The 17,769-nt window shown below is 62.8% G+C and carries 18 protein-coding genes, 1 tRNA gene and 2 pseudogenes; 11 read left to right on the forward strand and 10 right to left on the reverse strand.

Features of this window, described 5'->3' with window-relative positions:
* Positions 1-28: 28 nt before the first annotated feature.
* Both proB and obgE read right to left on the reverse strand, forming a co-directional pair.
* Entirely contained in the window at positions 29-1,165 is a 1,137-nt protein-coding gene (gene proB / locus A3A9_RS0120175) for a glutamate 5-kinase (RefSeq protein ID WP_027060390.1), read from the reverse strand.
* Positions 1,166-1,169: 4 nt separating this feature from the next.
* Positions 1,170-2,201 carry a GTPase ObgE gene (gene obgE / locus A3A9_RS0120180; protein WP_027060391.1) on the reverse strand — a complete coding sequence of 344 codons (1,032 nt, stop codon included), beginning with the start codon at positions 2,199-2,201 and terminating at the stop codon, positions 1,170-1,172.
* A gap of 132 nt (positions 2,202-2,333) precedes the next feature.
* Between obgE and A3A9_RS0120185 the strand changes: the two genes are divergently transcribed.
* Positions 2,334-3,203 carry an endonuclease/exonuclease/phosphatase family protein gene (locus A3A9_RS0120185; protein ID WP_027060392.1) on the forward strand — a complete coding sequence of 290 codons (870 nt, stop codon included), beginning with the start codon at positions 2,334-2,336 and terminating at the stop codon, positions 3,201-3,203.
* 182 nt (positions 3,204-3,385) lie between these two features.
* Here A3A9_RS0120185 and A3A9_RS0120190 read toward each other — a convergent pair whose 3' ends face one another.
* The 3 genes from A3A9_RS0120190 to A3A9_RS0120200 all read right to left on the reverse strand — a co-directional run bounded on the left by A3A9_RS0120190 (position 3,386) and on the right by A3A9_RS0120200 (position 5,153).
* Positions 3,386-3,973 (reverse strand): GNAT family N-acetyltransferase, encoded by a 588-nt coding sequence (locus A3A9_RS0120190; protein WP_027060393.1) that lies wholly within the window; start codon positions 3,971-3,973, stop codon positions 3,386-3,388.
* A 119-nt stretch (positions 3,974-4,092) separates the two neighbouring features.
* Positions 4,093-4,362 carry a 50S ribosomal protein L27 gene (gene rpmA, locus A3A9_RS0120195; RefSeq protein WP_027031700.1) on the reverse strand — a complete coding sequence of 90 codons (270 nt, stop codon included), beginning with the start codon at positions 4,360-4,362 and terminating at the stop codon, positions 4,093-4,095.
* Positions 4,363-4,460: 98 nt separating this feature from the next.
* Positions 4,461-5,153 (reverse strand): 50S ribosomal protein L21, encoded by a 693-nt coding sequence (locus A3A9_RS0120200; protein ID WP_027060394.1) that lies wholly within the window; start codon positions 5,151-5,153, stop codon positions 4,461-4,463.
* A 242-nt stretch (positions 5,154-5,395) separates the two neighbouring features.
* Here A3A9_RS0120200 and A3A9_RS0120205 point away from each other — a divergent pair, with 242 nt between their 5' ends.
* The 3 genes and pseudogenes from A3A9_RS0120205 to A3A9_RS45790 all read left to right on the forward strand — a co-directional run.
* The gene (locus A3A9_RS0120205; protein ID WP_161634520.1) at positions 5,396-6,490 is read left to right on the forward strand and encodes a serine hydrolase domain-containing protein; all 1,095 of its coding nucleotides are present in this window, start codon (positions 5,396-5,398) and stop codon (positions 6,488-6,490) included.
* Between the two features lie 137 nt (positions 6,491-6,627).
* A tRNA-Ser gene (locus A3A9_RS0120210) sits at positions 6,628-6,717 on the forward strand.
* 94 nt (positions 6,718-6,811) lie between these two features.
* Positions 6,812-6,859 (forward strand): annotated as a pseudogene (locus A3A9_RS45790) (GIY-YIG nuclease family protein); the annotation flags it as partial.
* 214 nt (positions 6,860-7,073) lie between these two features.
* On the opposite strand, the gene A3A9_RS0120220 reads toward A3A9_RS45790, so the two are convergent.
* Positions 7,074-7,967 (reverse strand): LysR family transcriptional regulator, encoded by an 894-nt coding sequence (locus tag A3A9_RS0120220; protein ID WP_027060396.1) that lies wholly within the window; start codon positions 7,965-7,967, stop codon positions 7,074-7,076.
* Between the two features lie 111 nt (positions 7,968-8,078).
* Here A3A9_RS0120220 and A3A9_RS0120225 point away from each other — a divergent pair, with 111 nt between their 5' ends.
* The 6 genes from A3A9_RS0120225 (at position 8,079) to A3A9_RS0120250 (ending at position 12,764) form a co-directional block, all read left to right on the forward strand.
* Entirely contained in the window at positions 8,079-8,807 is a 729-nt protein-coding gene (locus tag A3A9_RS0120225; protein WP_027060397.1) for an SDR family oxidoreductase, read from the forward strand.
* A 32-nt stretch (positions 8,808-8,839) separates the two neighbouring features.
* Positions 8,840-9,160 (forward strand): Atu4866 domain-containing protein, encoded by a 321-nt coding sequence (locus A3A9_RS0120230; RefSeq protein WP_082222158.1) that lies wholly within the window; start codon positions 8,840-8,842, stop codon positions 9,158-9,160.
* Positions 9,161-9,516: 356 nt separating this feature from the next.
* Complete coding sequence (locus A3A9_RS0120235) at positions 9,517-10,371, forward strand: transporter substrate-binding domain-containing protein (RefSeq protein WP_245279084.1); 855 nt, start codon at positions 9,517-9,519, stop codon at positions 10,369-10,371.
* Positions 10,372-10,461: 90 nt separating this feature from the next.
* Positions 10,462-11,208: an ABC transporter permease gene (locus A3A9_RS0120240; RefSeq protein ID WP_245279085.1), complete on the forward strand. Its 747-nt coding sequence runs from the start codon at positions 10,462-10,464 to the stop codon at positions 11,206-11,208.
* Between the two features lie 9 nt (positions 11,209-11,217).
* Positions 11,218-11,949: an ABC transporter permease gene (locus tag A3A9_RS0120245; RefSeq protein WP_033838691.1), complete on the forward strand. Its 732-nt coding sequence runs from the start codon at positions 11,218-11,220 to the stop codon at positions 11,947-11,949.
* A complete protein-coding gene (locus A3A9_RS0120250; protein WP_051371041.1) occupies positions 11,949-12,764 on the forward strand; it encodes an ABC transporter ATP-binding protein in 816 nt (271 codons plus the stop codon). The genes A3A9_RS0120245 and A3A9_RS0120250 overlap by 1 nt, the downstream gene beginning before the upstream one ends.
* Positions 12,765-12,785: 21 nt before the next feature.
* On the opposite strand, the pseudogene A3A9_RS46500 reads toward A3A9_RS0120250, so the two are convergent.
* A pseudogene (locus tag A3A9_RS46500) lies at positions 12,786-12,936 on the reverse strand (HRDC domain-containing protein); the annotation flags it as partial.
* 156 nt (positions 12,937-13,092) lie between these two features.
* On the opposite strand from A3A9_RS46500, the gene A3A9_RS0120255 reads away from it, so the two are divergent.
* Positions 13,093-13,863, forward strand: coding sequence for an SDR family oxidoreductase (locus A3A9_RS0120255; protein WP_027060401.1), 771 nt, complete (start codon positions 13,093-13,095; stop codon positions 13,861-13,863).
* A gap of 18 nt (positions 13,864-13,881) precedes the next feature.
* Here A3A9_RS0120255 and recQ read toward each other — a convergent pair whose 3' ends face one another.
* The 3 genes from recQ to A3A9_RS0120270 all read right to left on the reverse strand — a co-directional run bounded on the left by recQ (position 13,882) and on the right by A3A9_RS0120270 (position 17,750).
* A complete protein-coding gene (gene recQ, locus A3A9_RS0120260; protein ID WP_027060402.1) occupies positions 13,882-15,717 on the reverse strand; it encodes a DNA helicase RecQ in 1,836 nt (611 codons plus the stop codon).
* A gap of 99 nt (positions 15,718-15,816) precedes the next feature.
* A complete protein-coding gene (locus A3A9_RS41825; protein WP_161634521.1) occupies positions 15,817-16,668 on the reverse strand; it encodes an alpha/beta fold hydrolase in 852 nt (283 codons plus the stop codon).
* A gap of 221 nt (positions 16,669-16,889) precedes the next feature.
* On the reverse strand, positions 16,890-17,750 hold the full coding sequence (locus tag A3A9_RS0120270; RefSeq protein ID WP_027060403.1) for a class I SAM-dependent methyltransferase: 861 nt from the start codon (positions 17,748-17,750) through the stop codon (positions 16,890-16,892).
* Positions 17,751-17,769 lie beyond the last annotated feature (19 nt).

The raw sequence follows: 17,769 nt of genomic DNA on the forward strand, positions 1-17,769 counted from the left end.
CGGATTTTTCATGCAGCTTCAGCATGGCTCATCCTCCGCTTATGTCGCCTCCAGCGTGACTCACCACCAGATCATCGCGGTGGATCATCGCCGAACGCGCTTCGTAACCGAGCACGGTTTCGATCTCGGCCGTCTTCAGGCCAGCGATCCTTACGGCATCGGCGGCATCATAGGCAACCAGTCCGCGCGCGATCTCGCGTCCCTCGGGCGACAGGATCGCCACCGTGTCGCCGCGTGAGAAATTGCCGCTGACCAGCTTGACGCCGGCCGGCAGCAGCGATTTGCCCGATGTCAGCGCGCCGACGGCGCCGGCATCGACCGTCAACCGGCCAGCCGGTTCGAGCTGACCGGCGATCCAGGTCTTGTAGCCCTTGACCGGATTGGCGCTCGGCCTGAAGAATGTGGCACGCTCGCCGCGCTCGATCGCCATCAGTGGCGACAGCCGCGTGCCCGAGGTGATGATCATGGCGGTGCCAGCGGCGGTGGCGATCTTGCCGGCGTCGAGCTTGGTGCGCATGCCGCCGCGCGACAGTTCGGAGGCGGCCGCGCCCGCCATCGCCTCGATATCGGGGGTGATGCGGTCGACCACCGGAATGAATTTTGCATCGGGATCACGCGCTGGCGGCGCCGTATAGAGCCCGTCAATGTCGGAGAGCAGCACCAGGAGGTCAGCGCCCATCATTGTCGCGACGCGCGCGGCCAGCCGGTCATTGTCGCCATAGCGGATTTCGGAGGTCGCCACCGTGTCGTTCTCGTTGATGACCGGCACCGCCTTCATCTTGAGCAACGTCGAGATCGTCGCCCGCGCATTGAGGTAGCGGCGGCGCTCCTCGGTATCGCCGAGGGTCAAAAGAATCTGACCCGACTTCAGGCAGCCCTTGCCGAGCGCATCCGACCAGGCACCGGCGAGCGCGATCTGTCCAACGGCCGCCGCCGCCTGGCTTTCCTCGAGCTTCAGGGCGCGTTTGCCCAACCCAAGGATGGTGCGGCCAAGCGCGATGGCGCCGGACGACACGACAAGGATCTCAGCGCCACCCTGCGCAAGCAGGGCAATGTCGTCGGCGAGCGAGGCCAGCCAGTCGCGCTTCAGGCCGCTCGCGCGGTCGACGAGCAACGCCGAGCCGATCTTGACGGTGATGCGCCGGTATTTTTTCAGCGACTGCATGGCCTTACTTGTCCCAGCGCGTCTCGACCACCGGAGTGGCCAGTGCCCGCGCCTCGGCAATCACCGTCATCAACCCCCGCAGCACCGCCTCGACACCTTCGCCGGTGACGGCGGACAACAGCATCGGCGCGCGGCCGGCCGCACGCTTCAGCGAGGCGACCTTCTTCTTGCGCGCATCGGCGTCGAGCGTGTCGACCTGGGAAAGTGCCACGATCTCGACCTTGTCGGTCAGCCCGTTGCCATAGGCTTCGAGTTCGGCGCGCACGGTCTTGTAGGCTTTGCCCGGATTTTCCTCTTGCGCCGAGACCAGGTGCAGCAGCACGCGCGTGCGCTCGACATGGCCAAGGAAGCGGTCGCCAATGCCGACGCCCTCATGCGCGCCTTCGATGAGGCCGGGAATGTCGGCGATGACGAATTCGCGCGCGTCGATGCGCGCGACGCCGAGGCCGGGATGCAGCGTCGTGAACGGATAGTCGGCGATCTTCGGCTTGGCCGCGGTGACGGCGGCAAGGAATGTCGACTTGCCGGCATTGGGCAGCCCGACCAGCCCGGCATCGGCGATCAGCTTCAGCCGCAGCCAGATGTTGAGCTCTTCACCGGGAAGGCCGGGATTGGCGCGGCGCGGCGCCTGGTTGGTCGAGGTCTTGAAATGCTGGTTGCCGAAGCCGCCATTGCCGCCCTTGGCGAGCAGAAACCGCTGGCCGACCACGGTCAGGTCGCAGATCAGCGTCTCATTGTCTTCCTCGAACACCTGCGTTCCTGCCGGCACCTTCAGCGTGACGTCAGCGCCCTTGGCGCCGGTCATGTTGCGGCCCATGCCGTGGACGCCGGTCTTGGCCTTGAAATGCTGCTGGTAGCGATAGTCGATCAGCGTGTTCAGCCCATTGACCGCTTCCAGCCAGACATCGCCGCCACGGCCGCCATCGCCGCCATCCGGCCCGCCGAACTCGATGAATTTCTCGCGCCGGAACGACACCGAACCGGAGCCTCCGTCACCGGAGCGGACATAGACCTTGGCTTGATCGAGAAATTTCATGGGAGTGCAGTTTCTTTTATTGGCCTTGCGGCATTGCTCTAAACCTTGGGCCTTGATCTAAACCAAGGCGCGGCGAAGGGCGAGGCCGTTTTGTGACAATGGCCGCGTGGGGTTGGCCGGAGAAATGTCGGAATGAAGCTTGTAACCTACAACATCCAGTACGGCATCGGTCTTGATGGCCAGTACGATGTCGCGCGCATCGCCGATGCCGTGCGCGGCGCGGATGTCATCGCGCTGCAGGAGGTCACCCGCAACAACCCGAGGAACGGCAGCCGCGATATGGTCGCCGAGATCGGCGAGGCGCTGCCCGACTATTTCGCCGTCTATGGCAGCAATTTCGAGGCCAATATCGGCTCGCGCATCGAGAGCGGCCGCGCCATCACCACGACGTTCCAGCTTGGCAATATGATGCTGTCGAAGACACCCATTCATCTGTCGCGCAACCTGCTTTTGCCGCGCAGCCGCAGCTTCGAGATGATGAACTTCCAGCGTGGCGCGCTGGAAGCACTGATCGAGACGCCGCTTGGTTTCATCCGCTTCTATTCCATCCATCTCGATCACCGCAGCCCGGTCGAACGCGCCAGCCAGATCCAGTTCCTGCGCCAGCGCCTGTTGAACTATGCGCTCGAAGGCGGCGCGCTGTCCGGCGTCGCCGAGATCGGCCTGCCGGAATTGCCCCATCCCGAAGCCTTTGTCGGCATGGGCGATTTCAACATGCTGGCTGGCTCGCCCGAATATGTCGAACTCGCCGGCCGGCCAGACCATGAATTCGGCATGCCGCTGACCGCCGACTTCGCCGTCGATGCCGCCATGCGCCTCAACGCCACCGGCGACGATCTCGTCAGTTGGGTCGACCCCGAAGACCCCACCAACGCCAGCCGCTACAAGCGCCTCGATTATGTCTTCACCAGCGCCTCGCTCGCCCGGTCGCTGAAGCGCCTGTGGGTCGACCGGCAAGCGACCGGTTCGGACCATCTGCCGGTATGGGTCGAACTGGGCTGAGTCCAAACTTGGTCCTGGCTTTTTACTTTGGCACCATGCGCCTAGGTGTGTCGAGATTCAGGTCAGGCCGAGCCGAGAATGGTGGCTTCCGAGAACCGGCGCGCAGCGTACTTAAGTACGTGAGCACCGGAAGCGCAGGAGGCCGCCATTCGCAGGCCGGCCTCACCTGAATATCGACCCATCTAGAAGTGGACCCAGTTGCGCAGGCTGGTCCACGTCTTCCTGTCCAACCTGTAGCGCTCGACCGGCACCTGGCCGGCGACGATCGAGTTCAGCATGCCCTGGCCGGCATACTGGAAGCCGCACTTGTGGATCACCCGGCGCGAGGCCGGATTGATGACCCGGGTCGAAGCATGCAGCACCTGGATCGATGTCTTTTGGAAGGCTAGGTCGACCAGCGCGTGGGCGGCTTCCGTCGCATAGCCACGCTTCCAGAAGGGTTCGCCGATCCAGTAGCCGAGTTCCAGCCCGCGATCGGTGGTGTTCAAGCCCGCACAGCCGACGAAGGTGTCGGTGCCGGCCAGCGTCAGCGCATAGGCGATGCCGGCGCGGCGCGACCGGGTCATGGCGAGAAAGGCGCGCGCCTCGGCCTCGCCATAGGGGTGCGGCATGCGCGCCAGCATTTCGGCGACGTGACGGTTGTCGGCAAGTTCGACCAGCTGGGGGACATCGTTTTCGCGCGGCGCACGCATCACCATGCGCTCGGTGACCAGCACCGGGCAGTCTATCGCGTAACTTTCGTCTTCGGTGTCTTCAGCTTCGGCAACCATTTGAGTTCTCCAGGCGCAAGAAAAAGGGGAGATGGAAACCCATCTCCCCTGATCCTTTTTCTGGCTTCTCCAGACACCGGTTCCCGAGATGGGGCGCCGGTGTTCTAGTGCGGAACCGGCTACTCCGCGGCTTTGGTAATCGGGTTGACCGATACGTAGGTTCGGCCATTGGCTTTTTTGTTGAAGGTCACGGCGCCGGATTCGAGCGCGAAAAGGGTATGATCAGTGCCGATGCCGACATTGACGCCCGGATGCCAGGTCGTGCCGCGTTGACGAATGATGATGTTGCCCGGGATGACGGCTTCGCCGCCGAACTTCTTCACGCCCAGACGCTTGGAATGCGAGTCGCGACCGTTGCGCGACGAGCCGCCAGCTTTCTTGTGTGCCATCTAACTAACTCCGTTGCGCCGCAAGGCGCCTAAAAGGCCTTATGAACGCGTTCGCGTTCCGTTTCAAGTCCGATCCGGCTGATGTTTCGCCGGAAAAATTACTTCTTCGTCAGTTCCTTGGCCTGTTCGCGCCAGTCCTTGATCTGGTCGGCGCTGAAGGGCATGTGCTCGTCGATCTTGGCGACATCCTTGTCGGAGAGCTTGGCGAGCTGCGCGAAGGTGATGATGCCCTGCTCGGCGAGATCCTTGGCAGCGACCGGGCCGATGCCCTTGATCACCGTCAGGTCGTCCGGCTCGCCCTTCGGCGCCTTGAACAGCGGCGCGGCAGCCGTCTCGGCCGTCACTTCAGCCTTGGGGGCAGCTTCCTTCTTGGCCTTGGCTTCCTTCGGCGCGGCCTCGGCCTTCGCCTCGGGGGCCACTTCGGCCTTGGCTTCCTTCTTCGGTGCCTTCACCGCTGCCGTCTTCGTCGGCTTTGCGCCGTCCAGCAGGATCTCGGAGATCCGCACGGTGGTCAAAAGCTGGCGATGGCCAATCTTGCGGCGCGAATTCTGACGGCGGCGCTTCTTGAAAGCGATGACCGTACGGTTCTTGCCCTGCTCGACGACTTCGGCGGTAACCAGAGCGCCGTTGACGAACGGCGCGCCGAACGTGACATTCTCGCCCTCGCCATGCGCGAGAACGTGGCCGATTTCGACGATATCGCCGACATTGGCTTCGACTTTTTCGATCTTCAGGAGATCGTTGGCGGCAACGCGATACTGCTTACCGCCCGTTTTAATGACTGCGAACATTTTTTGCCTTTCGCTGTTCGGTCGGCCTTGATGAACCGCCTCTGGCGGTTCGGCCGTCTTTTTGTCAGTCTGCGGGTTCAAAAAACAAGCGGCGTGGAAGAACCCTCCACGCCGATTGCGCGCTGTCCCTAACCGAAGGTTTGATGTGAGTCAAGGCAAACAGCCGTTGCCGAGACTGTTATTGGCCGGCGCGGACCAGCCGTGCCAACATGGCCAGACGTTTGCCGTCGGGGGAGGCTGGGATGCGTGGCTGGTGGAGACTCTGCCTTGGTTTGATGCTGCTGGCATGGCAGCCCGCGCTGTCTGCGCCAAATCCGGTTGCCGAAAGCGTCGATGGCGTCGTCACCGCATGGATGAAGGACCATCATATCGCGGACGCAGAGGTTGCCGTCGCGCTGCACCAGAACCTGGTCGGCTCCTACGACCATGGCTGGAAACCGACCGAACGGCACCCGATCGCCAGCCTGTCGAAAGCCATCACCGGCGTCTGCATCGCCGGTCTGGTCGATGACAAGCGCCTGGCGTTCACGGATACGCTGGGCAGCGTGCTGGCCGGCTATTTCAAGCGCAACAACGGCGCCAACGCGCCGACCGATCCACGTTTTACCACCATCACCATCGACGAATTGCTCACCCATCGCGCCGGCCTGACGAAAAACGCCTTCGACGACAAGAACGACCATTCGGTCAGTGCTTCGTTCAAGTCGGCGGCACAGGCCATGCTCGACTTCGCCCCCGGCAGCACGATCTCCTACAGTGACAGTGGCTATCTAATTTTGGGCTATATCGCGCAGGTGCTCGGCAACCAGGCCTACCGCACGGCCTGCGGCAAGGTCTTCACCAGGCTTGGCATGCCGGCGAATGCCGGCGTCATCGACGACACGCTTACCGCGCGGGGACCGAATGGCGGCTGGGATATTTCGGCTCAGGACTACGCCAAATTCCTCTACGCCTTCGACAAGCAGTCCGGCGTTCTCGGCCCGACGACACGCCAATGGCTCGACGCCCTGCCGGGCGATCCGGGCTATGCGAAGGGGCAGAAATCACCGCCGACCCAGGCGCCCTGCCCGCGTTTCCAGGGCAGTCCGAGCTACGCCCTCGGCGTCTGTATGAAACACACCGCGCTTGGCACCCAGTACTACCATGATGGCCTGCTGCACCATCACATGCCCGATTACCCCAAGACCGGCGGCTCGTTCTTCTTCGTCAACGAAGCCGGCTATGCCGCCGTGGTGATCTTTTCCGGCGAGAATGACGGCAAGGTCTATGGCGCCCTGGAGAAAAGCGTCATCGCGGCGATGACCGCCAAGGCCGCCTATGGCGTGCCGGGCCAGTGACCGGCAAATAACGCCTTGAATCCGCTGCTTGCCCGACAGGCCGGATGACAAGCCAAATATCGGCGGATTTAGCCTTGTAACCTGCCCGTTCAGCCGTTATCTAGTGCGCCGCGCCGGCAACGGCCGACCATGACCGCGGAGAGGTGGCAGAGTGGTCGAATGCACCGCACTCGAAATGCGGCATGGGTGCAAGCCCATCGGGGGTTCGAATCCCTCCCTCTCCGCCACCCTATGCCCTGCGGTTTTCGGGTGGCGGGCCACCCGAAAACGCAATCGGGCTTAGGAGTGTCGCCCGAAGCTACGAAGTAGCGCAGGGGGACTATGTGGTGCGTGTATTTCCTGCAACTCCGTAACGGCGATATCTATGTCGGATCGACAAACGACCTTCGACGTCGGCTTGAATCGCATCGCATCGATGGGCCATGTAATATCGACCAAGACCTATCTGCCCGTAACCTTGAAAACTTACGTTGCTGTCGAGACCAAGGCCAACGCACGGCAACTCGAGCGATACTTCAAGACGGGATCGGGCAAGACCTTCGCAAGAAAGCAGTTTTGGCGGACAGAACCCAACTGACGGCGATCACCATTCCTGCCGCCTCACATGCTCGACCAGCGCACGCAGCTTTGGCGCGGCGTTCCGGCGGCTGGGATAATACAGATAGAAACCGGCAAAGCGCGCGCAGTAGTCATCGAGGATCGGAACCAGTTCCCCCCGCTTGATGAAGGGCCGAAAACTCTCTTCCATGCCGAAGGTGATGCCGGCACCGGCCACGGCCAGCTTGATCATCAGCGCCATGTCGTTGGTGGTGATTTCAGGCGCGACCGCGACGCTGAAATCCTTGCCGTCCTCGGTGAATTCCCAGCGGTAGGGAACCGCCTTGGGTGAGGGCCGCCAGCCGATGCAGCGATGCGCGGCAAGCTCGGCGGGATGCGCAGGGATGCCGAAGCGGTCGCGATAGGCCGGGGAACAGACCGTCACCTGCCGTTCGTCGCCGGCGACGGGCACAGCGATCATGTCCTGTTCGATGACCTCTCCCAGCCGGACACCCGCATCATAGCCTTCGGCGACGATGTCGAATTCCTCGTCTGTCACCGTGACATCGAGCTGGATTTCGGGGTTGGCCTCGGCGAAGCCGGCGAGAAACGGTCCCGACAGGAAGCGCTCGGCGATCGAGGAGACGGCCAGGCGCAATTGTCCGCGCGGCCGGTCGCGCCACTGTTCGGTCTGGCTGAGCGCCGTGCGCATGTCGGCGATGGCCGGCGCCACATCTTCGTATAGCTGCTCTCCCGCCTCGGTCAGGCTGACGCTGCGCGTCGTTCGCGAAACCAGCGCGATGCCGAGGTTTTCCTCCAGCCGCCGGATCGTCTGGCTGACCGCTGACCGGCTGACCCCCAACCGTTCGCCCGCCGCCCGAAAACTGCGTTCCTCGGCGACGAGTGCGAACACCGAAAGCATATTGAGATCAGGCAACATTGGTTAGCTCAGCTTTCCACTTCGGCAACAATTAGATGCCTTATCGCAACAATGGCTGAAAGATACAGTCAGGGCAATCTTGATCCCATCGAAGACGAAAGGATTTTTGCAATGGCACTCGACAAGGTCGTTCTCATCACCGGAGCCTCCAGCGGGATTGGCTCCGGCATTGCCCGCGAGTTGGGGGCTGCCGGCGCCAGGCTGATGCTGGGTGCGCGCCGCACCGACAGGCTGGAAGAACTGGCGGACGAGATCCGGGCGAAGGGCGGGCAAGTGATGACCCGCAGGCTCGACGTGACCGACCGGGCCGATGTCGCCGCCTTCGCGCAAGCCGCGCGCCAGGCCTGGGGGCAGGTCGACGTCATCATCAACAATGCCGGCATCATGCCGCTGTCGCTGATGGCATCGATGAAGGTCGACGAATGGGACCGCATGGTCGACGTCAACATCAAGGGCGTACTGCACGGCATCGCCGCCGTGCTGCCGCAGATGACGGCACGGGGAGCCGGCCACATCATCAACATCGCCTCGGTGGGCGCGCTGACCGTCTCGCCGACGGCGGCGGTCTATTGCGCCACAAAATATGCGGTGCGAGCCATCTCCGACGGCCTTCGACAGGAGCGGGACGACATCCGCGTCACCTGCATCCACCCCGGCGTGGTCGACAGCGAACTGGCCGATACCATCACCGACACGATTGCCGCTCAGGCGATGAAGACCTACCGCGCGATTGCGCTGCAGCCGGATGCCATCGGCCGGGCTGTGCGCTTCGCCATCGAGCAGCCCGACGACGTCGACGTCAACGAGATAGTCGTGCGTCCGACACGGGCGGCGCACTGAGCATGACCCCGGGCAGGATCCATCCTGCTCTGATGCGCAGCCTCATCATTGCAACGTCGCTCTGTTTGATATCAGCCCAATTTGCCATTGCCGAGGAAGATGAGAAGATGAACAACCAACCGCACAATTATGCCGGCCTTTGGGTGACCGAAGACGGCCTTATCCGCCATGAACTGCTGCCGAACGGCCGCTATGTCGAAGCCCGTGGAAAGCGTGAAAAGGCCTATCAGGGCCGCTATGTCGTCACGGGCAATCACGTCGACTATTGGGACGACACCGGTTTCACGGCCGATGGCGACTTTATTGACGATGTCCTGCATCATGCCGGGATGATCCTCGAGCGGCGCCGATGAAGCCTGTGCCGGACCATTCGCCCTTGAAACGTACCCGAGGGCTTTCAAAGGACTTCGCCGGTTCACGATATCTTGATGGCACGCCTGGCGCCGATCACGCACAGCCATGGCGCAAGGGCGAAGGCTGTAAACAGCCGGCGGGCCGCACCGCGCGATAGCTTACTTCGGCAAGACAGTAGCTTAGCAAGGTAACCCCGCCATCGCGCCGGGTTTTCCCGGTGCCGCAGGGCTTGCACCCGCGCAACGTCAGGAATGCGCTCAATGCGGAGCGGAAAACAGCCCTTGTCGCAGAATTGGGGCTGGGTTAAGCAATTGGTATCAGAGGGTTCAAAGAACAAAAAATGGGAGAACATATCTTGACATCATCACGCTGGATCGCGCTTGCCGCGCTGGCACTGACCTGTTCAACCTCAGCTATCGCCCCGGCGTTGGCCAAGGACTGGAAGACCGTTACTGTCGCCATGGAGGGTTCCTACGCCCCGTGGAACCAGACCGACGCCAGCGGCAAGATCGTCGGCTTCGAGGTGGACATCCTTAACGACGTCTGCGCCCGCGCGAAGCTCGAATGCAACATCGTGGCGCAGGATTGGGACGGCGTCGTTCCGGGCCTGACCGCAGGCAAGTTCGACGTTGTCATGGACGGCATGTCGATCACCGATGAGCGCCTGAAGACCATCGACTTCTCGATCCCCTATGCCTCATCGCCGGTGGCTTTCCTTGCCGACAAGAGTGGGCCGCTGGCACAGCTGTCCAACAGCGGCAAGATGATCGATCTTTCCAAGGATGACGCCGAGTCCAAGGCGGCGCTCGATACGCTGCGCAAGGAGTTGACCGGCAAGAATGTCGGGCTGCAGGTTTCGACCACGGAGGCGACGTTTGCCGACAAATATCTCAAGGATGTCGCCAACGTCCATGAATACAAGACCACCGACGAGCATGACCTCGACCTGATGGCCGGGCGCCTCGACGTGGCCTTCGCCGACACCACCTACTTCCTCGGCACGCTGGCCAAGCCCGACGCCAAGGACCTGGAGTTTGTCGGGCCGCAGTTCAAGGGCGGTCCGATCCTGGGACCGGGCATCGGTGCTGCCTTCCGCAAGACCGACAAGGACCTGCAGGATATCTACAACAAGGCGCTCAAGGCCGCTCTCGATGACGGCTCGGTGTCGAAATACTCGATGCAGTGGTTCAAGATCGACATTACCAAGTAATGTCGCAACGGGAGCAGCCAAGGCTGCTCCCGTTTTGCATTGAGGGGGATCAGCCCGTCGATGCGTATCTTGACGCCCGGGGAGGCGTAGGTGGGCTTTCTCAACAGTCTCAAGGATCAGCTGTCGACGGCCTATGAGCTGTTGGCTGCCGGCTGGGGTTTGCAGCTGCTCTGGGGTATTGGCTGGACGCTCGCCGTCACCATGGTTTCGATGTTGATCGGCGCTGCGCTGGGATCGCTCGTGGCGGCGGCCAAGCTATCGCATCGAGGCGGACTGAGGTTTATCGGCGAGAGCTACACGACCGTGTTCCGCGGTGAGCCGGAGCTTTTGATCATCTACCTTTTCTACTATGGCGGCACGCAGATCCTGACCGGCGTGGCGCGGTCCACGGGATCGATCGGTTCGACCGACATTTTGAACATGCCGAGCTTCCTCGGCGGCGTGCTCGCGGTCGGCATCATTTCGGGCGCCTATCAGGCCGAGGTCTTCCGCGGGTCGTTTCTGGCGATCCAGCGCGGCGAACTGGAAGCGGCGCGGGCCTACGGCATGTCGGCCTGGCTGCGTTTTCGCCTCGTGATCATGCCGCAGGTGCTGCGCCTGGCGGTGCCGGGGCTGGGCAATGTGTGGCAGCTGACCATCAAGGATTCGGCTTTGATCTCGGTCACCGGCGTCGCCGAGCTTATGCTGACGGCCAACAAGGCCGCGCGTTCAACACACCATTCGCTGCTTTTCTACACGGTCGCCGGCATCCTCTACCTCGTGATGACGTCGATCTCGACGCCGATCTTCGACAAGGCCGAGCGTTACACCTCACGCAGCTTTCTGCGTCCAAAGTAAGAGGTGGCGGTGGATTACGACTTCTACCTTTCGACCATGTGGAGCGTGCTGAAGGCACTGCCGCTGACGCTTGAAATCTGGTTCTTCGGCATAGCCTTCGGCCTGATCATCGCCACCGGCCTTACCTGGCTGCGGGCCTCGGGCTCCAAATCCGGCGAGTATTTCACCCGCGCCTATGTCTTCGTCTTCCGTGGGTCGCCGCTGCTGGTGCAGCTCTATCTGATCTATTTCGGACTTTCCCAGTTCGATTTCGTGCGCCACAGCCCTATCCTGTGGCCGATCCTGCGCGACCCCATGTATTGCACGATCGTCGCCATGGCCTTGAACACCGCCGCCTATGAGAGCGAGATTTTCCGCGGCGCACTCCGTGCCGTGCCGGTCGGGCAGATCGAGGCTGCCAAGGCTTTCGGCATGTCTCCATTCACACGGTTCCGCATTGTGACATTGCCCATAGCGCTGCGCCTGGCCTTGCCGGCTTATTCGACCGAGATCATCCTGATGACGAAGGCGACCGCTCTCGCTTCCGTGGTCACGATCATGGAGATGATGGGGACGGCGCAGAAAATCCAGCACGACACGTTCCGGCCGATCGAGGTGCTGACCTGCGCCGGTGTCATCTACCTGCTGCTCAACCTGTCGATCGCCCGGCTGTTTGCCTGGGTTGAATATTCGCTTTCACCGCATCTGCGCCCCGCGCCTGACCAGTCCCAGCAAATCAAACCCGTCCCGGAGGTGTTGTGATGTCGGCAAGTCTTGCCGCTGCCGCGAATGCGGCATCGTCCCCCGACGAGGCGTCAGCCATCAGCGTCAAGGATATGCGCAAGTGTTTCGGCAATCACGAGGTGCTCAAAGGCATTTCGCTCGAGGCTCACAAGGGCGATGTCATCTCCATCCTCGGTTCGTCGGGTTCAGGCAAAAGCACGCTGCTGCGTTGCATCAACCTGCTGGAGACCCCGGACTCCGGCGAAGTGCGTGTGGATGGTGAACTCATCAAGATGAAGCCTGGACGAGACGGCAATCAGGTGCCGGCCGATATCCGTCAGGTGGAGCGAATCCGCGCCAACCTCGCCATGGTTTTCCAAAGCTTCAATCTCTGGTCGCACATGACGGTGCTTGAGAACCTCGTCGCCGCCCCGACGCATGTGCTGAAGCGTCCCCGGGCGGAGTGCCTGGAGCAGGCCGAGGCATTGCTGAAGCGCGTGGGGATATGGGAGCGTCGCAACTACTATCCCCCGCATATGTCGGGCGGCCAGCAACAGCGCGCCGCCATAGCGCGCGCTTTGGCGATGAACCCCAAGGTGATGCTGTTCGACGAGCCGACATCCGCGCTCGATCCGGAACTGGTCGGCGAGGTGCTGCGGGTCATGCGCTCGCTTGCGGAGGAAGGGCGCACCATGTTGGTGGTAACGCACGAAATGAGTTTTGCCCGCGACGTATCGAGCAAGGTGATGTTCCTGCACAAGGGCGAGGTGGATTGCCTGGGTGAGCCAAAGGAGATGTTCGCGCGCGCCCCCACCCAGCAATTCGGACAGTTTATCGCGAATTTCAACAAGTGACGTGAAGCGTGAAACGCTTCTTCAGCTCAACTGGCCGGATTGGTGCGCCGCAGTGGTGCTCAGAAAAATCTTCCCGAACTCCTTGAGTTTCGCCCCTCCAACGCCATTCACTTCGGCGAACGCGTCGAGATCGCGCGGACAGCGTCTCGGCCATGTCGATCAGCGCGCGGTCGCGGACCATCCCATGCACTGGCACTCCCCGGCAAAACGCATTCCTCCGCGCATTAAGTTCAGTTGACCGGCTTCGATTGAACGATAGGCTTGAGACCAAGCCGCCGATTGCCGGATGGGATCGGTTCCCGTCGCATGCGTGCAGAGGCCGCCTGTTGTGAGCGTTTTCGACCGATTTTCCCTGGAGGGACGTGTGGCCTTGATCACCGGCGGCGGACGCGGCCTCGGTTTCGAGATCGCGCGCGCCTTTGCCGAAGCCGGAGCCCATGTCGTGGTAACGGGACGCACTGCCGCAACGCTGAACGCCGCCGTTGCCGCCATCACCGGAGATGGCGGCAGTGCGCAGGCTGCGGTCTTCGACGTCGCCGACATCGGGGCAGGCCGTGCGATGATCGCCGACATCCGCAAGAGCCGTGCCCGGCTCGATATCCTCGTCAACAATGTCGGTGCCCGCGACAGGCGGCCGCTCGCCGCCTTCAACGACGACGACATCCTCGATCTGATCCGGACGGACCTCTTGTCGGCGATCTCGCTGTCACGCGATGCGGCGGAGATCATGAAGGCCCAGGGCCATGGCCGGCTGATCGCCGTGACCTCGATCGTCGGTGAGATGGCGCGCCCCGGCGATGCCATCTACCCAGCCGCCAAGCAGGGGCTGACCGGGCTGATGCGCAGCATGGCCGTCGAATATGGCGCCCACGGCGTGACCAGCAACGCCATCGCACCGGGAATGTTCGCCACCGAGACCAATGCCGCGATGGCGGCAAATCCCGATCTGGTTGCCTTCGCCCGCCAGCGGGTTCCGCTGCAGCGATGGGGGCGGCCGCAGGAGATCGCCGGTGCCGCGCTTTTCCTTGCCAGCGATGCGGCCTCCTTCGTCAACGGACACGTCCTGACCGTCGATGGCGGCATGTCGATACAGATGTGAAGATTGCAGGGCCGGCCTTCAGGCCAAGCCGCCCGATTGGTGCGCGGCGATTGCGCTCAGAAAAACCTGGCCGAACTCCTTGAGCTTGGCAGCGCCCACGCCGTTCACTTCAGCGAAGGCATCAAGGTCGCGCGGACAGCGTTCGGCCATGTCGATCAGCGTGCGATCGGAAAACACCACATAGGCCGGCACCTGGCGCTCCTTCGCCAGACGCAGGCGAAGTGTCTTGAGCGTCGCCAGCAGCGAAGCATCAACGCCTTCGGCGCCTGAACCCTCGGCCGCGCGCATCTTGCGCATGGCACGGCTGCGCAATTCGACACGATAGCGGAACGCTACCTCGCCCCGGCCAAGCGCATTGCCCTGCTCGGCGATGGCGAGGCCACCATGGCCACTCGGGTCCGGCTCGAGGAAACCGCCGGCGACCAGCTGCCGGATCAGCGACATCCAGAAATCCTTCTTCTGCGCCACGCCGCTGCCGAAGCAGGCGAGCCTTTCATGGCCCCTGGCCAGCACCTTTTCGGTTTCATGGCCAATCAGGATGTCGATGACGTGCGTGGCGCCGAAGCGTTCGCCGCTCTGGGCGACCGCAGCCAGGATGATGCGCGCCTCGGCGCCGCCATCGGCGCGCGGCACCTGGTCGAGGCAGTTGTCGCAATTGCCGCAGGGCTGCGCCTCCTCGCCGAAATAGCCGAGCAGCACCTGGCGCCGGCATTGCGCCGTCTCGCAATAACCGATCAAGGTGTTGAGCCGCTGGTGCGATCGTTTCTTGTGCTCGGCCGATGCGTCCTCGTCGTCGATGAACAACCGCCGCATGCGGATATCGCCGAGACCGAACAGCATATGCGCCTCGGCATCGCGGCCATCGCGGCCGGCACGACCGATCTCCTGATAATAGGCCTCCAGGCTGCCCGGCATATCGGTGTGGAAGACATAGGCGACATCAGGCTTGTCGATGCCCATGCCGAAGGCGATAGTCGCCACCATGACGACGCCGGACAGCGTCATGAAGCTGTTCTGGTTCGCCTCACGCGCCTCCTTGCTCATGCCGGCATGGTAGGCGAGTGCGGTGACGCCGTTCTTCTCGAGGAAGGCCGCCATCTCTTCCGTCTTCTTGCGCGACAGGCAGTAGACGATGCCGCTGCGGCCTGGATGACGCTCGATAAAGTTGAGCAATTGCCGCTTGCTGTCCTGCTTGGCCGCGATCGCCAGCTTGATGTTGGGCCGGTCGAAACCGAGCACCAGCGTTTCGACCCGCTCGGCGAACAGCCGTGCTTCGATGTCGCTGCGCGTGCTCTCATCCGCCGTCGCCGTCACCGCGATGATCGGCACGTTGGGGAAGATGTGCCGCAGCCGCGACAAATCCTCATATTCAGGCCGGAAAGCCGGTCCCCATTGCGAGATGCAATGCGCCTCGTCGATGGCGATCAGGCTGACGTCGAGCCTTGCGAGCGCATCGAGCATGCGCTCGGTCATCAGCCGCTCCGGTGCCAGATAAAGCAGCCGCGTCTGGCCGGAAGCCACACGCCGCCAGGCGGCAACATTGGCCTCGCGGTCGATCGAGGAATTGATCGTATCGGCGGCCACGCCCGCCAGGCGCAAGGCGGCGACCTGATCCTGCATCAGCGCCACCAGCGGCGACACGACGATGGTGAGCCCGCCCAGAACCAGCGCCGGCACCTGGTAGCACAGCGATTTGCCCGCGCCCGTCGGCATCACGGCCAGCACATGGCGCCCGCCGAGAAGCGCATCCATGACATCGGCCTGGCCGGGACGGAAATCGTCGAAACCGAACACGTCCTTCAGGACGCGCCGCTTGGGATCCTCGGCCCGAATGCTCGCCGCCTGTGCCGACATCAGGCAGAGACCCGACGGGAAGCGATTTTTCGGAGATTGGAGAGGATGTGGAAACCGATCAAGAGACTCTCCGCGTGACGCCTTGGAGTAGCGCAGCCGTCATCCAACCACAACGCCCCTTTCCAGAAACGCGATGATCCGCTCGTTGACATCATCGGGTTGCGCCATGGCTGCGATGTGGTCGGCTCCCGCAACGATCGCGCCCTCGATGCCAGGCATCCGCCGCCGTGCCAGCGCCAGCATCGCAGCCGGCCCGTAGAGCTTTTCGCCGTCGCCGATCAGAAGCAATGTCGGTGCACGGATGGCGCGCAGCTCGCGGCCGCTGAGCACTGCAGGCGAAATGATGCTCAGCTTCGACACCGCACCCATCGTTGCCGCCATCAACGCGCCCCAGGTCGCATCACGAGGTGGCCGGATGCCGAGATCGGCCATGCTGGGCGCCCGCGTGCGGCCAGTCATGCGGCGCAACAGCCTGACGACGGGTCGCTTGATCCGCGCCGACCAGGTCAGCTTCCAGAATTGCGAGGCAAAGGTGCCGACCGGGCTGATCAGCACGACGCGGTCGACCCGTTCCGGTGTCAGCGACGCCTGGTTCAGAGCGAGAAAGCCGCCGAAAGAGCAGCCCACGATCGAAGTGCGCTTGATGTTCAGCGCATCGAGGACATCGCCGAGCCACTCGGCATAGTCGTGGCGGTTCCGCAGCCGCCGCCTCGCCAGGCTCTTGCCCGGCTGGCCGATGACGTCGACCGCATACGTCCTGTAGCGGCGGCTGAGGCCGGCAACGTTCAGGCGCCAGACCGTGGCGGTGCCGGCAAAGCTGGTTAACAACAAGAGCGGCGGCGCATCCGGTGGGCCACTGGCGATGACATGCGTCGGCCCCAGGCGGGTCGTCAGGTCAAACTCCTCAAAGGCGACCGGCCAGTCCCGCAGCATGGCATCGTAAGCCGCCATGTAGCGGTCTCTGAGCGCATCACTTTTGAAAGCGGGCAGCATCCCGGGTGAACGCGTCGCGGTCGCGTTCATCTCGGGTGAACGCGTTGCAGTCGTGTCATGAGAGGAATTGGTGTGGTTCATGGACGCCCCGATTTTACCGAAGGGGCGACATAACTATGCGAATTTCCGGCGTTCCGACAGTCTTGAAGAAAACGATCTCGGCGCCATATCAGGGATAGCTACGCTATCCCCACCAGAAACTCCTCGGCATTGTTCGGTGGCCGCAGGCCGTCTGTTCTGCCGGCGAAATAGAGCTCGGCAAGCTCGGCCGATGAAACATGCCGCGTTTGGCTGAAGCCGGCTTCGCGAGCCAACGCCAGAATCTCCACCGGCGTGAAGAAGCTGATGAAAGGCGTCGCGTTTGCCCGCGTTCCCTTCTCCGCCATCTTGAGCCCAGGACGCAGTTCGGGATCCGCCAGTTGCAGCGGCAGCAGGAATGTCATGGCGAAGACCGATCCGGGGGCGAGGGCTGCGACCTGACGCAGCGTAGCCATGTTCGCGTCCTTGCCGAGATACATGCTGACACCGGTGGAGACGATGATTGCCGGCTTGCCGTCATCGAAACCGGCAGCCACCAATTCCTTCCACCAGGAACCACCCGCCTCGAAATCAACCGGCACAAAGTGCAGCCAGTCCGGTATGCCGTAGCCGAGCTCGACCAGGCGACGGCGCTTCCAGGCCTGGGTGCCCGGTCGGTCGATCTCGAAGATCTTGAGGCGCGAGGCGATCTCGGGCTTGCGCTGGGCAAAACTGTCGAGACCGGCGCCGAGAATGACATACTGGCTGACCCCTTGGCCGACCTGGTCGACGACAAGATCCTCGACGAAGCGAGCGCGGGCAACGATGGAGGCGCGAAAGAACTTCGTCGCGACCGGCTCCATGTCGGGACGGCCGCGCCAATCTTCCCCCGGCGCCGCGAGATCGAGGCCAACCCTGTCCTCGATGACATGTGGCGGCGGATCGACCTCGACGTGCAGCGCGCGCCACAGGGCGACGCGCAATGCCGTATCGTCCGGCGCTAGCTTTCCTGGGTTACGCATCTGCTTTCCTTCGCACCCC

The sequence above is a fragment of the Mesorhizobium loti CJ3sym genome (assembly GCF_000472785.1).
Taxonomy (GTDB): domain Bacteria; phylum Pseudomonadota; class Alphaproteobacteria; order Rhizobiales; family Rhizobiaceae; genus Mesorhizobium; species Mesorhizobium loti_E.

What these genes read in the sequence shown, in the direction of transcription:
- A3A9_RS0120225 (WP_027060397.1), top strand. Translation starts at nt 8,079, where the DNA reads ATGGCACTCGACAAGGTCGTTCTCATCACCGGAGCCTCCAGCGGGATT.
- A3A9_RS0120185 (WP_027060392.1), top strand. Translation starts at nt 2,334, where the DNA reads ATGAAGCTTGTAACCTACAACATCCAGTACGGCATCGGTCTTGATGGC.
- rpmA (WP_027031700.1), bottom strand. Translation starts at nt 4,362, where the DNA reads ATGGCACACAAGAAAGCTGGCGGCTCGTCGCGCAACGGTCGCGACTCG.
- A3A9_RS41825 (WP_161634521.1), bottom strand. Translation starts at nt 16,668, where the DNA reads ATGGCGGCTTACGATGCCATGCTGCGGGACTGGCCGGTCGCCTTTGAG.
- A3A9_RS0120190 (WP_027060393.1), bottom strand. Translation starts at nt 3,973, where the DNA reads ATGGTTGCCGAAGCTGAAGACACCGAAGACGAAAGTTACGCGATAGAC.
- obgE (WP_027060391.1), bottom strand. Translation starts at nt 2,201, where the DNA reads ATGAAATTTCTCGATCAAGCCAAGGTCTATGTCCGCTCCGGTGACGGA.
- A3A9_RS0120205 (WP_161634520.1), top strand. Translation starts at nt 5,396, where the DNA reads ATGCGTGGCTGGTGGAGACTCTGCCTTGGTTTGATGCTGCTGGCATGG.
- A3A9_RS0120230 (WP_082222158.1), top strand. Translation starts at nt 8,840, where the DNA reads ATGCGCAGCCTCATCATTGCAACGTCGCTCTGTTTGATATCAGCCCAA.
- proB (WP_027060390.1), bottom strand. Translation starts at nt 1,165, where the DNA reads ATGCAGTCGCTGAAAAAATACCGGCGCATCACCGTCAAGATCGGCTCG.
- A3A9_RS0120220 (WP_027060396.1), bottom strand. Translation starts at nt 7,967, where the DNA reads ATGTTGCCTGATCTCAATATGCTTTCGGTGTTCGCACTCGTCGCCGAG.
- recQ (WP_027060402.1), bottom strand. Translation starts at nt 15,717, where the DNA reads ATGTCGGCACAGGCGGCGAGCATTCGGGCCGAGGATCCCAAGCGGCGC.
- A3A9_RS0120270 (WP_027060403.1), bottom strand. Translation starts at nt 17,750, where the DNA reads ATGCGTAACCCAGGAAAGCTAGCGCCGGACGATACGGCATTGCGCGTC.
- A3A9_RS0120250 (WP_051371041.1), top strand. Translation starts at nt 11,949, where the DNA reads ATGTCGGCAAGTCTTGCCGCTGCCGCGAATGCGGCATCGTCCCCCGAC.
- A3A9_RS0120200 (WP_027060394.1), bottom strand. Translation starts at nt 5,153, where the DNA reads ATGTTCGCAGTCATTAAAACGGGCGGTAAGCAGTATCGCGTTGCCGCC.